10 protein-coding genes are annotated in these 12,487 nt (G+C 70.5%); 4 read left to right on the forward strand and 6 right to left on the reverse strand.

Going from position 1 to position 12,487, the window contains the following annotated elements; all coding sequences use genetic code 11:
- Window positions 1-407: 407 nt before the first annotated feature.
- The 5 genes from OG306_RS22480 to OG306_RS22500 all read right to left on the reverse strand — a co-directional run bounded on the left by OG306_RS22480 (window position 408) and on the right by OG306_RS22500 (window position 6,964).
- Window positions 408-1,655, reverse strand: a complete 1,248-nt coding sequence (locus OG306_RS22480) for an NAD(P)/FAD-dependent oxidoreductase (RefSeq protein WP_266747892.1) — start codon at window positions 1,653-1,655, stop codon at window positions 408-410.
- Window positions 1,655-3,097: an NAD(P)/FAD-dependent oxidoreductase gene (locus OG306_RS22485; protein ID WP_266747893.1), complete on the reverse strand. Its 1,443-nt coding sequence runs from the start codon at window positions 3,095-3,097 to the stop codon at window positions 1,655-1,657. The genes OG306_RS22480 and OG306_RS22485 overlap by 1 nt, the downstream gene beginning before the upstream one ends.
- Entirely contained in the window at window positions 3,094-4,527 is a 1,434-nt protein-coding gene (locus OG306_RS22490) for an FGGY family carbohydrate kinase (protein WP_266747894.1), read from the reverse strand. The genes OG306_RS22485 and OG306_RS22490 overlap by 4 nt, the downstream gene beginning before the upstream one ends.
- A complete protein-coding gene (locus tag OG306_RS22495; protein ID WP_371665582.1) occupies window positions 4,524-6,074 on the reverse strand; it encodes an APC family permease in 1,551 nt (516 codons plus the stop codon). The genes OG306_RS22490 and OG306_RS22495 overlap by 4 nt, the downstream gene beginning before the upstream one ends.
- A gap of 116 nt (window positions 6,075-6,190) precedes the next feature.
- A complete protein-coding gene (locus OG306_RS22500; RefSeq protein WP_266747896.1) occupies window positions 6,191-6,964 on the reverse strand; it encodes a DeoR/GlpR family DNA-binding transcription regulator in 774 nt (257 codons plus the stop codon).
- 393 nt (window positions 6,965-7,357) lie between these two features.
- Between OG306_RS22500 and OG306_RS22505 the strand changes: the two genes are divergently transcribed.
- From OG306_RS22505 to OG306_RS22520, 4 genes are all read left to right on the forward strand, one after another.
- Entirely contained in the window at window positions 7,358-8,638 is a 1,281-nt protein-coding gene (locus tag OG306_RS22505; RefSeq protein WP_266905765.1) for a LolA family protein, read from the forward strand.
- A 102-nt stretch (window positions 8,639-8,740) separates the two neighbouring features.
- Entirely contained in the window at window positions 8,741-9,712 is a 972-nt protein-coding gene (locus OG306_RS22510) for an ABC transporter ATP-binding protein (protein ID WP_266905763.1), read from the forward strand.
- Window positions 9,699-10,694 (forward strand): ABC transporter permease, encoded by a 996-nt coding sequence (locus OG306_RS22515; protein WP_266905761.1) that lies wholly within the window; start codon window positions 9,699-9,701, stop codon window positions 10,692-10,694. The genes OG306_RS22510 and OG306_RS22515 overlap by 14 nt, the downstream gene beginning before the upstream one ends.
- Window positions 10,695-10,889: 195 nt before the next feature.
- Window positions 10,890-11,504 (forward strand): TetR/AcrR family transcriptional regulator, encoded by a 615-nt coding sequence (locus tag OG306_RS22520; protein WP_266747900.1) that lies wholly within the window; start codon window positions 10,890-10,892, stop codon window positions 11,502-11,504.
- A gap of 47 nt (window positions 11,505-11,551) precedes the next feature.
- Here the strand turns inward: OG306_RS22520 and OG306_RS22525 are convergent, their stop codons facing one another.
- Window positions 11,552-12,358 carry an HAD family hydrolase gene (locus OG306_RS22525; protein ID WP_266905759.1) on the reverse strand — a complete coding sequence of 269 codons (807 nt, stop codon included), beginning with the start codon at window positions 12,356-12,358 and terminating at the stop codon, window positions 11,552-11,554.
- Window positions 12,359-12,487: the final 129 nt, after the last annotated feature.

Below are 12,487 nucleotides of genomic sequence, written 5' to 3' on the forward strand. Positions count from 1 at the left end.
TGATCGGGCGGGCGCCGAGGCCGAACGCCTGCTCACCGGGCGGGGGGCGACAGCGGCCCGGCCCGACCGGACCGGGGCGCGGTCCGGATGTGCCTTTGGCCCCTGCTGGGGCCGGGAAGTGGCGCTTCACCCGGCTCGGCGCCGGCGCCTGGCAGGCGCCGCCGATGTGACCGCGCGGAAAGCGGGCGCCCCTGGCGCCGTATTCCGGGCATGGCCGTGCCTCGGTCCGGCGGGACTTCCTGCCGTCGACCGAGGCATGGCGCACGCACCGGAGACTGCGAGGGTCGCTGTCCCGGGCGTGTGAAGGACGTACGCGGCGCTGGCCGCCGATCACCCGCAGATGCCGGGGCGGCACTGCGACCGGCCCGCTCCCGGGACACGTTCGTACTCCGGGTGCGGGCCGGTCGTCAGCGCAGGCCGATGGTGACCGGGCCGCCCTGGGGGCTGAGGCCCTTCATCACGGACCACGGCACGCGGAAGACACGGCCGGGTGCGGCGGGCCACGGCAGGGTCCGTTCCGAGACGACCCGCCCGTTCTGACGGACGACGACGTGCGGGAACCGGATGGACCGGTCCGTCCACAGCAGCAGGCGCCCACGCGGGGGAGCCGGGTCACCCGGGCGCAGCAGCCCCGGTGCCACCCAGCGCAGCGGCGCATCGGCGAGGATGCGCAGGCCCGGGGCAGGCTCGCCGGTCCCGGTCAGCCATGCCTCGACCTGGTCGGCGACGTGCAGACCGTCGAGGGCTGCGATGTCGGCGGTGTCGACCGGGTGCAGGAGGTTGCCCGCGGCGAAGACGCCGGGGCGGCTGGTCCGCAGAGCGGTGTCGGTCAGCGGGCCGAGGGTTCCCGGGTCCAGGTCGAGTCCGCCGCTGCGGACGAGCTCGTTGTCGGGGATCCAGTCCCCGGTGAAGACCACGGTGTCGCAGGCGACGGTGCGCCGTGCACGGGTGTCGAGATTCTCGATCTCGACGGCCTCCACCCGGCCCTTGCCGATGATGCGGGTGACCCGGCTGCGGTTGGCGACGGGTACGCGCAGCAGGGCGCGGCCGGCGACGTTGAACGCGGCGTACGACTCCGTCCGGGGGTATTGGCTGACCATCAGCTCGGTTGCGCAGCCGGCTTCACGGAGGGTGACGGCGGCGGACCAGCTGACCAGTTCCCCTCCGACGATGACGGCCCGGCTGCCGACCGTGCCGTGGTGGAGGTGGACGATGTTCTGCAGCTGCCCGGTGGTGTAGACGCCCTGCGGCCGGTCACCGGGGATGCGCCGGGCCGCGCGGGGCCGTTCGCGCGCGCCGGTGGCGAGCACGATGGCCTTGGCCTCCACGCGCAGCCGCCCCTGCGGACCGGTGACCTCCACGGCCCGGTCGCCCGCCCAGTGGGTGACCATGGTCTCGGTGCGGATGGTGGCTCCGGCCGAAGTGGCCTGCTTGACGAGGTGGCGGGCGTACTTCGGGCCGGTCATGACCCGGCGCAGGTCCCGCAGGCCGTATCCGGTGTGGTCGCTGTGGCGGGGGATGCCTCCGGCGTCCTTCTCCCGGTCGAGTACCAGGACCTCGCCGCGTACGCGGGGCGCGAGGGCGGCGGCAGCCGTGAGACCGGCCGGGCCGCCCCCGATGATCAGGACGTCCGGAGTGAGTGTGGTGCTGGTCATCAGGAGTTCACCTCGGGCCGTGCCGGCGCGACGGCCGCGCCGCCGCAGCCGTCTTCGTTCAGGAGTCGGTTGACGGCCGCACCGCAGAAGAAGCCCTGGCAGCGGCCGTTCATGGCCCGGGTACGGCGACGCAGCCCCTCCAGGTTGCGCGCAGGCAGGGGAGATTGGAAGGCGTCGCGGATCTCTCCGGCGGTGACGCGCTCGCAGAAGCAGACGACCTTGCCGTACTCGGGATCGGCGGCGATGCGATCGGCGTCCTGGTAGGGACGCACGGTCGCTTCGCCGATGTTGGCCATCCGCGGAGGGCCGGGCAGTTCGGTGCGTGCGGTGAGTACGAGTCCGGCCTCTTCGAGCACCTCGTGGACGTGCTCGGCGACGGCCATGCCGGAGGTCAGCCCGGTCGAGCGGATTCCGCCGACGAGGAGGTACCGCTGTGAGGGGGTGGGCTCGATGAGATAGTCCCCGTGGTCGATGGCGGCCCGCAGCCCCGCGTACGAAGCGGTCACCTCCTCGGTGAGCAGCCGGGGCATGAGTCGCTCGCCCTTGTCCAGCAGGAAGGCGAAACCGTCCTCGGACGTTCCGGTCGCGGTGCGGTCGGTGAGGTCCTCCGAGGTGGGCCCCAGCATGACGTTGCCGTAGATGGTGGGGGAGATGAGCACTCCCTTGCCACGGGACGTGGGCACCGGCAGGACGATCTTGTCGACCAGCGGGCGGGCGAGCTTGTCGAAGACGAACAGCTCACCGCGGCGCGGGGTGACGGTGAACCGCTCATGGCCGAAGAGCCGGTCGATGCGGTCGGCGCCGAGGCCCGCCGCGTTGACCACCCAACGGGCCTCTACGGAGCCGCCCGTGGTGGTCAGCGTGGTGGAGTGGGTGTTCACCGAGACTGCGGTGACGGCATGGTTGAGCAGCACCTCGGTGCCGCGCTGCCTCGCGTCGGTGGCCAGGGCCAGGTTCGTGGTCCAGGTGCAGATGATCGACTCGTCGGGGACCGTGAGCCCGCCGAGGGCGCCGTCGCCGAGGGCCGGGATCAGCTCGTAGACCTTGTCCGCGCCGACGATCTGGCACCGGTCGTAACCGTTCTGTTCGGCCTTTTCCTTGAGACCGGGCAGGGCGGCCAGCTCCTCGGCGTTCCACGCGACGAGGATCGCGCCCGTGTGCTCGACCGGGATTCCGGTCGAGCGGGCGTACTCCGACAGCAGGTGATATCCGCGCTTGACGAGCCGGGACTCCAGCGTGCCCGGCTTGGCGTCGAATCCGGTGTGCAGGATCGCGGTGTTCGCCTTGCTGGTTCCGTCGCCGACGTCGTCGCGTGCCTCGACGAGCGCGACCGACAGTTGGTGGCCGGACAGGTCGCGGGCGATCGCCGAGCCGACGATGCCCGCGCCGATGACGACGACGTCGTAGACATGGTCCGGCTCGTGCGGTGTGGTGTCGGTCATCCGAGTTCTCCCTTGCGGGCGGTGGCCTCGGCGGCCGCCGCCCATGTACTGCGGTAGTGCGCGGCCCGGTCGGCCGACCAGACCGGTTCGTAGACGGTGACCGGGTTCCAGTCACCGACGGCTTCCTTGAGGCTCAGGCCCGGGGTGAGGGCCAGCCTGGCCAGCGCGGCCGCGCCGAGCGGGGTGGCGTGCGAGGACGCGTAGATGTCGAGCGGTACCTGAGCCAGATCGGCCTGGGCCTGCATCAGGGTGCGGCTGCGGGTCAGCCCGCCGTCCGCGCGCAGTCGGCTCAGCGGCGCACCGAGGTCGGTCTCGACCAGGCCGCACAGGGCGGCGACCTGGGCGGCGATGCCCTGCAGCACGGCGAGGACCAGGTGCTCCTTGCCGGTGGACAGGGTCATTCCGGTGAACGTGGCTGTTGCGTCGGGACGCCACCACGGTGCCGCGAGGCCCGCCAGGGCCGGTACGCACAGAGTGCCGTCCGACTCCTTCGCCGCTACGGCGTCGAGTTCGCTCGCGGACCCGATGAATCCCAGGTTCCGGATCCAGCGGACGGCCGACGCCGCGGTGTACACCTGGCCGTCCACGCAGTACGCCGTCTGCTCCGCGGTCCGCCAGGCCACCGAGGAGGTGAGCCCGGCCTGTGAACGCAGGGCGGTTTCACCGGTGTTGGCCAGCAGGAACGCTCCCGTGCCGTAGGTGCACTTCGCGGTTCCCCGCTCCAGGCAGCCCTCGGCGAGCAGAGCCGCCTGCTGGTCGACGACCAGGCCGGCGACCGGCACCTCGCGCCCGAAGGCACTGGTCGTGCCGACGACCTCGTCGCAGCCCACGATCCGCGGCAGCTTCTCGGAGCCGAGACCGAACAGATCCACCAGTTCCTGGTCCCAGGAGACCTCGTCGAGGCCCATCAGCAGCGACCGGCTCGCGGTCGAGGCATCGGTGACGAACTCGCCGGTCAGCTGGTACACCAGCCAGGTGTCAGTGGTCGTCACCACCCCTTCGGTGGTGACGTGTCGTCGCAGCCAGGCCATCTTCGGCGCCGAGAAGTACGAGTCGAGTACGAGCCCACTGCGCCGGGCCACCCACGGGGCGTGCTCGGCCAGAGCGGTACAGATCGACTCCGCCCTGCGGTCCTGCCAGACGATCGCCCGGGACAGCGGGGTGCCGGTGCGCGGGTCCCAGGCCAGCACGGTCTCGCCCTGGTTGGCCAGGGCGACCGCGTCCACGGGCCGGCCCGCGGCGGCGACGGCGCGCCGTCCCGCGTTGAGGACCGAGTCGAGCAGTTCTTGCGGGTCCTGCTCGACGCCGCCGCCGCTGAGGTAGGCCGGCCGCAACTCCTCCTCGGCGATGGCGATGGTCTTGCCCCGCTCGTCCACCACGATTGCCTTCGTACCGGAGGTGCCCTGGTCGATGGCCAGAATAGTGCTCATCGCTTGCTTTCCTTGGCGGTCGTGTTCGCCGTGCCCGGTGTGGCGGGGGCCGCGGTGACGTCGAGGGTCTCGTCGATGTTGATCATGTCCGGCATCGACATGCCGGACACACCGCGCCGGACCAGGAGGTAGGCGAGGTAGGCGGCCCCGAGGGCGAAGAGGACGAGGACGTAGAGCCAGGGGTCGCGGAACGACTGGTCACGGAAGATGAGGAGTTCGTATCCCAGCCACACGGAGGCGACCACGATGACCGGTATCTCCCAGCGCCCGAGGGAGAACCCCTGCGTGGGCGGCAGCGACTTCCGCTTGACGATGTACATGAGCACCGTGCCGGCGTAGATGATGGCGGGCAGCAGCGTGGCGGCGGAGAAGAGCGAGAACAGGGCGTCGGTCGAGACGGAGAAGCAGGCGAGGATCAGCTCCGCGACGACGAAGATGAACAGCGTGGCATTGAGCGGGGTGCCACGGGAGGGGTTGACCTTGCGCAGCGCCTGCCAGCCGGGGAAGCGCTCGTCGCGGGACATCGCCCACACCAGCCGGGTGCCGCTCATGGTGATGACCAGACCACAGGAGAAGATCGAGACCACGACGAGGACCAGGAGCGCCTTGCCGACCGTCGATCCGAGTACGGCGGTGATCACGGTGGCCACGGGGGTGGCGGACTGGGCGAGCTTCGCGGGGTCGTCGATGAGCGCGGTGATCGCCACGAGGAACAGGAATCCGAGGACGCCGAGGGAGAGCACGGCCTGGGCCATGGCCTTGGGGATCACCCGGGCCGGGTCCTTGGTCTCCTCGGCGAGGTTGGCCGCGGACTCGAATCCGACGATGGTGAAGGCGCCCAGCAGGAACGCGAGGGCGAACGGCCCCGCCTCGGTGGCGGTGCCCAGGGCGTAGTAGCCGTCGCTCGTGGCCGGCGCGGCGCTGAACAGCGTGGAGAAGTCGAGCTTGCCCGTGAACGCTCCGACGACGAAGAGCAGCACGGTCAGCGAGATCATGCCGATGAGCTGCACGGTCACGGCGACCTTGTTGACCTTGTGCGTCAGTTGCGTCGAGGCGGCCACGAGAATCGCCTGGAACAGGATGACCACGGCGGTGATCGCCCAGGCGTTCTGGATCGTCCCCTGGTACTGGAGAAGTTCCGGCAGGATCGTCGCGGCGACGGTGTAGTCCACCGCGACCACTACGACTCCGAGGAAGGAGAACGAGATCCAGCCCATGACCCAGCCCCAGACCGGGTTCACCAGCCGGGACACCCACTGGTAGGCGTATCCGTTGATGGGGATACGGGCGGCGAGAGCGCCGAAGACGAGCGCGACCGACAGCTGGCCGATGACGCTGATCGGCCAGGCGAAGATGCCGCGCGGGCCCGAACTGTTCAGCACGGAGCCGTAGGTGGTGAAGATGCCCGTGGCGATCGAGACGAAGCCGAAGGCCATGGCGAAGGAGGCGTACCGGCTCAGCTCCCGGCGCATCTCCTGCTTGTAGCCGGAGCCCGTTGCGGATGACGGGTCGTCATGCTGTCCGACATCGGTGTTGGTCGTGACCATGGCACTGCTGTCCTTTCGGAAACTACCGCTTCGTTGCGGAAACTGCCGTTCGCTGCACGGGGCGGGTCTCACACGGAGACACCGCCGGGGAGAGAGCGCCGTGGCGCTCAGGACTGTCAGGCCGAGATCACCACTGCGCCTGACTGCTCGATGGCCGAAGCCAGGGACTGTTCGGGCGCCTGGTCGGTGATCAGACCGGTGCAGTCGTCGAATCCGCAGACGCGGTGCGGAGCCACCCGGCCGAGTTTGCTTCCGTCGGCCAGCACGTAGCTGAGTGCGCTGTGAGCGAGGATCGCACGCTTGGTCGCGTTCTCCTCGAAGTAGAAGTCAGTCATCCCGGCTGCGCTGTCGACGCCGCCGGAGCCGAGAAACGCCATGTCGGCGTAGAGGCCGTTGAAGAAGTCCACTGTCAGAGGGCCGGAGCAGACCAGGTCGCCGCCCCGGATCCGTCCGCCGGGGACCAGTACGTCGACATGGGGGCGGGTGGACAGTTCGGCTGCGACGAGCAGGGACGGGGTCGCCACCGTCCCCCGGAAATCCGGCGCCAGGGCACAGGCGACCTGCAAGGCCGTCGTGCCGACGTCGATCACGACGGTCATGCCGGAATGGACCAGATCCGCGGCGGCTCGCCCGATCGCAGTCTTGGCCTGCTGCTGCGAAGCGGACCGTTCCGTGAAGGATGCTTCTTCGCCACTCAGACCGCGGACGACGGACAGCGCCGCCGCACCGCCGCGCACCCGCATGAGATGCCCCTGCTTCTCCATCTGTGCCAGGTCCCGGCGCACGGTCTCGGCCGAGACGCCGAGCTGCTCGGCCAGACTCTCGGTGCTGATCGTGCCGCTGCGCTCCACGACGGTGGAGATTCGACGGTGACGTTCGGCTGGCAGCATCCCGGCAACCTCGCTGACTGGATTCGTGGAAAAGTGACTGAGTATGCCTGGAAGTGTGGACGCATGACTGAAAATCGTCAAGAGTTGGCGCGAAAATCACCTTTCCCGCCACGCCGTGACCCGATCGGCAGGCGTACGACGCGGTTTCCCGGACGGCCCCGGCGGTTGTGGCGGGCCCTGGAGTCGGGTACCTCCCCTACGGGACGTGGGAGATGCGCTCGTGCGGTGTCATACCGAAGAGGTAGGCGGAGTTGCTCCCCGGGGCTGACGATTCCGCGCCGCCGTTTTGGTCAGATGGAGAACAACCACTCCTGAGCAAAACGGTGAGAATGGCGGCACGGAGTGGACGAGTGCATCCGGACGGAAGCCGCCGACCACGGAGGTAGGGCACATATGGCACCGAACGACAGCGTTGAGAGCAACGGCGGGACCAGGGGCACCGCCGTCGGCCGCCGCAAGGCGGCGCGCTACATCGTCCCGGTCGCGGTGGCGGGAGTGGCGGCTGCGACGATCGGGCTCGTTCCGGCGCTCGCGAGTACCGGTGACCCCGATCTGCCGAAGATCACCGCGCAGCAGCTCATCGAGAAGATCGCCGCTTCGGACACCCAGCAGCTCTCGGGCACGGTGAAGATCAGCACGGACCTGGGCATTCCGTCGCTCGGCGGTCTGGCCGGCTCCTTCGCCCAGGGCGGTGGCAGCGGCGGCAAGGGAGAATCGGGCGCCGATCCGCAGTCGAGGATGACGGAGCTGGCGTCGGGCACGCACACCCTGCGGGTGGCCGCCGACGGCCCCGACAAGCAGCGGGTGTCGATCCTGGACAACGCGGCGGAGTACAGCCTGATCCACAACGGCGATCAGGTCTGGGCGTACGACAGCAAGTCCAATGAGGCCTATCACGCCACCGAGAACCGGGCCGGGACCGAGCACCGGGCCGGGCAGAAGCCCGGCGAGAAGTCCGGGCACGCGACCCCGGCCCCCGAGGGCGTGCCGACCACGCCCAAGGCGCTCGCGGAGCAGGTCCTGAAGGCCGCGGGCCCCACCACCTCGGTGACGGTCGACGGCACGGCGCAGGTCGCCGGACGTGACGCGTACAAGCTGCTCATCAAGCCCAGGCAGAGCGGCTCCACGATTCGTTCGGTCACGGTCGCGGTCGACGCGCAGAACGGTGTGCCGCTGAAGTTCACGCTGCTTCCGAGCAGCGGTGGCAAGGCCGTCGTCGACGCCGGGTTCACCAAGGTCGACTTCTCGAAGCCGGCCGCCTCCTCGTTCACGTTCACCCCGCCCAAGGGTGCCAAGGTGACCGAGGCCGACGACGCGAAGGCGCAGCGGAAGGCCGACGGGGCCGAGGGCCTGGGCATGTTCCCGGGTGCCGAAGGACTGGGCGCCGGCGGCGCGGACAGCAAGGACATGAAGGTCATCGGCGAGGGCTGGAACGCGATCGCCGAGATCCGGACCCCGGGCGGCACCGGACTCCCCTCGAAGGCGTCGGGTGACGTACCGGCCGAGGCACAGCAGTTCCTGGACTCGCTGGGCGACAAGGTCTCCGGTCCGTTCGGCTCGGGCACGGTCTTCAAGACCCGCCTGGTCAACGCGCTGGTGACGGACGACGGCAAGGTGTACGTCGGCGCGGTCACCCCGGACGCGCTGGTCAAGGCGGCCAACGACGCCTCCTGAGCCGGGGCGCGCCGCGCTTCCCGGCAGCATCCACCCGCCCCGCCGTACGCTCCGTACGGCGGGGCGGTCCGCCAATCCCCGACCGATCGAGGGGGAGTACGTATGACAGAGCCCGGGACCGTGATCGAGCCGGGGACGGCGACCGTGATCGAGACACGGGGCCTCACCAAGCGGTACCGCGGCGGCCAGCTCGCCGTCGACGGTCTCGATCTCGGCGTGCCCGCGGGCAGCGTCTTCGGATTCCTCGGCCCCAACGGCTCCGGGAAGACCACGACGATCCGGATGCTGATGGGCCTGATCGATCCGACGTCCGGCACCGCGCGGGTCCTCGGCCACCCCATGCCGGGCGCGGCCCGCTCTGTGCTCCCGCAGGTCGGGGCGCTGATCGAGGGGCCCGCGCTGTACGGCTTCCTGAGCGGCCGGGACAATCTGCTGCGCTACGACTGCGCCGACCCGACCGCCGATCCGCGCACCCGCCGGGCCCGCGTCGGACAGGCCCTGGACCGGGTCGGACTGGCCGCGGCGGCCGGCAAGAAAGCCAAGGCGTACTCGCTCGGCATGAAGCAGCGCCTCGGTCTCGCCGCCGCCCTGCTCCAGCCGCGCCGCCTGCTCGTCCTCGACGAGCCGACCAACGGCCTGGACCCGCAGGGCATGCGCGAGATCCGCACGCTGGTCCGGGAGCTGGCGGCGGAGGGCACCACGGTCTTCCTCTCCTCCCACCTCCTCGACGAGATCGAGCAGGTCTGCACCCATGCCGCGGTGATGGCCAGGGGGCGGCTGATCACCCAGGGGCCGGTGGCGGATCTGGCGGCGGGCGCCCGCGGCCGGCTGGCCGTCACCACCCCCGATCCGGGTGACGCCGCCCGCGTCCTCAAGGAACGGGGTGTCACCGGCGTCACGGTCGACGGCGACCGGGTGAGCGCCGAGGCCCCGGCGGGCGACGTCGAACTCGCGGACCTCAGCGCGGCGCTGGTGCACGCGGGCGTGCGCCTGCGGTTCTTCGGCGTCGAACGGGCCTCTTTGGAGGACGCCTTTGTCGCACTCACGGGAGAGGGTTTCGATGTCGCAGGCTGAAGCCGCACGCGCCGGGTCGGGCGGGGCAGCTGGTTCGGGTGGGGCGGCTGGTTCGGGTGGGGCGGCTGGTTCGGGTGGGGCAGCTGGTTCGGGTGGCGCAGCCGGGTCGGGCGCAGCAGCTCATCCGGGCAGGACGCGCAGTCCGCTGTGGACGTTCGGAATCCTCCGCTCCGAACTGACCACCACCCTTCGCCGCTGGCGCACGCTCGCGCTGCTCGGGGTGCTGGCCGCCGTTCCCGTACTGATCGGGATCGCGGTGCGGATCGAGACGAACCAGGGCTCCTCGCCCGGGCCGGCCGGTGGCGGGGGCGGCCCCGCGTTCCTCTCCCAGGTCACCAACAACGGTCTCTTCCTGGTCTTCGCGGCCCTCGCCGTGACGCTCCCGGTCTTCCTCCCGCTGGCCGTCGGGGTCGTGGCGGGCGACTCCGTCGCGGGCGAGGCCAACGCCGGCACCCTGCGCTATCTGCTGGTCGCCCCGGCGGGCCGGACCCGGCTGCTGCTGACGAAGTACGCCTCCGTGCTCACGTTCTGCCTGGTCGCGACCCTGGTCGTGGCGGCCTCGGCGCTGGCCGTCGGCGCGCTGCTGTTCCCCGTCGGTGAGGTCACCACCATCTCGGGCACCCGGATCGGCTTCGGCGAGGGGCTGCTGCGGGCCGGGCTGATCGCGGTGGTGGTCGCCGCGTCGCTGATCGGGTTCGCGGCGGTCGGCCTGTTCGTCTCGACCCTCACCAGCAGCGGGATCGCGGCCATGGCCGCCACCGTCGGACTGCTGATCACCGTGCAGATCGTGGACACCATCCCGCAGTTGAGCGGCATCCACCCGTATCTCTTCCCGCACTACTGGATGTCGTACGCGGACCTGCTGCGCGACCCCGTGTACGGGGACGACGTGGTCAAGAACCTGGGGCTTCAGGGTTTGTACGCGGCGGTGTTCGGCTCGGCGGCGTGGGCCCGTTTCACGGCGAAGGACATCACCGCCTGACGCACGGTGCACCGCCCTCGTGCCGTCGGCCGGGCGAGCCGTCCCCCGATCGGCTCGTCGCGGCACGAACGGCACGAACGGTGCGAACAGCAGGAACGATGCGACACGGCACGTTCCGTTTCCGCCTCAGTATTGTTCGACTTCTGGCGACGGACTGTCAACAAGGATTGGCACAAACGCACCTATGCTCACCGAATGATCACATCGCCGAGTTCGCTGCGCCGCAGCGAGAGATCACGACGGGCGATCCTGGAAGCCGCCCTCGACCTGTGCACGGAGAAGGGGTACGGCCGGGTCGCGGTCGAGGCCATCGCGGCCAGAGCGGGTGTCAGCAAGAAGACGATCTACCGCTGGTGGCCGTCAAAGGGTGCGGTGATGCTGGAGGCGTTCACCGACGCGCTGGTCGGCACGGCGCCGTTCGTCGACACCGGTGACGTCGCCGCCGACCTGCGGGCCAATGTGATGGGCGCGGTGAAGCTGCTCTCCACGCCGCCCTTCGGCCCCGCGTACGCCGGGATCCTCTCCGAGGTCCACCACGACGACGCACTCGCGGAAGCGGTCAGAACGAAGCTGGTCGATCCCCGCTTCGAGGAGGCCGTCGCCCGCCTGCGCCGCGCCCAGGAACAGGGCCGGATCCCATCGGATGCCGACCTTCCACTGGCCGTGGAGATGCTGTACGGCCCGGTGTACTACCGCCATGTAGTGCGCAAGCCGGTGCACGACGAGGAGACGGTCGCGGCCCTGGTCGCGCACGTGCTGCGGGCGCTGGGGGCGCCGGAGCCGGGCACGCCGGAGGGCGGGAACGGCTGAGAACCGTCCGCCGTACCGATCACCGTGATCGGTACGGTCACGCGCACTCAGCCGAACACCCGCTCCAGCACCTCCGCGACCCCGTCCTCCTCGTTCGACGACGTCACCTCGTCCGCCGCGGCCCGCAGGTCCGGATGACCGTTGGCCATCGCGACGCCGTACCCGGCCGTGCGGAACATCGGAAGGTCGTTGGGCATGTCCCCGAAGGGGATCGTGGTGTCCGCGGCCACGCCCAGGAATTCGGCGGCCAGCGCGAGCCCGCTTCCCTTGTCGACGCCGTACGGCTGCAGTTCGACGGTCCCGGGGCCGGAGAGCGTGACGGAGGCGAGGTCGCCGACCGCCGTACGGGCGGCCTCGGCCAGCGCGTCGTCGGTGAGCTCCGGGTGCCGGATGAGCACCTTGATGACGGGCGCGGACCACAACTCGTGGCGGTGGCGGGTCCGTTGGGCGGGGAGCGTGGGGTGGGGCATCAGATATCCCGGCTCGATCAGTGTCCGGCCGTCGGCCCCGTCCTGGTCCACGGCCGCGTGGACCGGCCCCACCTGAGCCTCGATCTTGCCGAGCGCGGTGTCGGCCGCCTCCCGGTCCAGGGTGACCGTGCGTACCATCCGCCCGGACCCGGCGTCGTACAGCTGAGTCCCCTGCCCGCAGACCACCGGCCCCCGGTAGCCCAACTCGTCGAGCAGCCCCCGTATGCCGGGCACCGGCCGCCCGGTGACCACGAGATGCCTCGCCCCGGCCCGGGCGGCCAGGGCGAGCGCGGCACGAGTACGGGGACTCACGCTGTCGTCACGGCGCAACAGGGTGCCGTCCAGGTCCGTGGCGACGAGGGCATATGCGGGTGGAATGGGCATGGGCCAAGCCTACGATCGGCCCGGGCGCGCACACGTCCGCGTTGACAGACGACGGTCGGCTGCGTGTAATGAAATCGGTGTCGCGTGACGCCGGCCAAAGAGCAGTGGGCCGGCCGGTGCTCGGGCGAA

Origin of the sequence: Streptomyces sp. NBC_01241, from assembly GCF_041435435.1 — a bacterium.
Lineage (GTDB): Bacteria > Actinomycetota > Actinomycetes > Streptomycetales > Streptomycetaceae > Streptomyces.

Coding starts and splice junctions, on each gene's coding strand:
- OG306_RS22525 (WP_266905759.1), bottom strand. CDS start 12,358: ATGCCCATTCCACCCGCATATGCCCTCGTCGCCACGGACCTGGACGGC.
- OG306_RS22480 (WP_266747892.1), bottom strand. CDS start 1,655: ATGACCAGCACCACACTCACTCCGGACGTCCTGATCATCGGGGGCGGC.
- OG306_RS22510 (WP_266905763.1), top strand. CDS start 8,741: ATGACAGAGCCCGGGACCGTGATCGAGCCGGGGACGGCGACCGTGATC.
- OG306_RS22520 (WP_266747900.1), top strand. CDS start 10,890: ATGATCACATCGCCGAGTTCGCTGCGCCGCAGCGAGAGATCACGACGG.
- OG306_RS22490 (WP_266747894.1), bottom strand. CDS start 4,527: ATGAGCACTATTCTGGCCATCGACCAGGGCACCTCCGGTACGAAGGCA.
- OG306_RS22485 (WP_266747893.1), bottom strand. CDS start 3,097: ATGACCGACACCACACCGCACGAGCCGGACCATGTCTACGACGTCGTC.
- OG306_RS22495 (WP_371665582.1), bottom strand. CDS start 6,074: ATGGTCACGACCAACACCGATGTCGGACAGCATGACGACCCGTCATCC.
- OG306_RS22515 (WP_266905761.1), top strand. CDS start 9,699: ATGTCGCAGGCTGAAGCCGCACGCGCCGGGTCGGGCGGGGCAGCTGGT.
- OG306_RS22505 (WP_266905765.1), top strand. CDS start 7,358: ATGGCACCGAACGACAGCGTTGAGAGCAACGGCGGGACCAGGGGCACC.
- OG306_RS22500 (WP_266747896.1), bottom strand. CDS start 6,964: ATGCTGCCAGCCGAACGTCACCGTCGAATCTCCACCGTCGTGGAGCGC.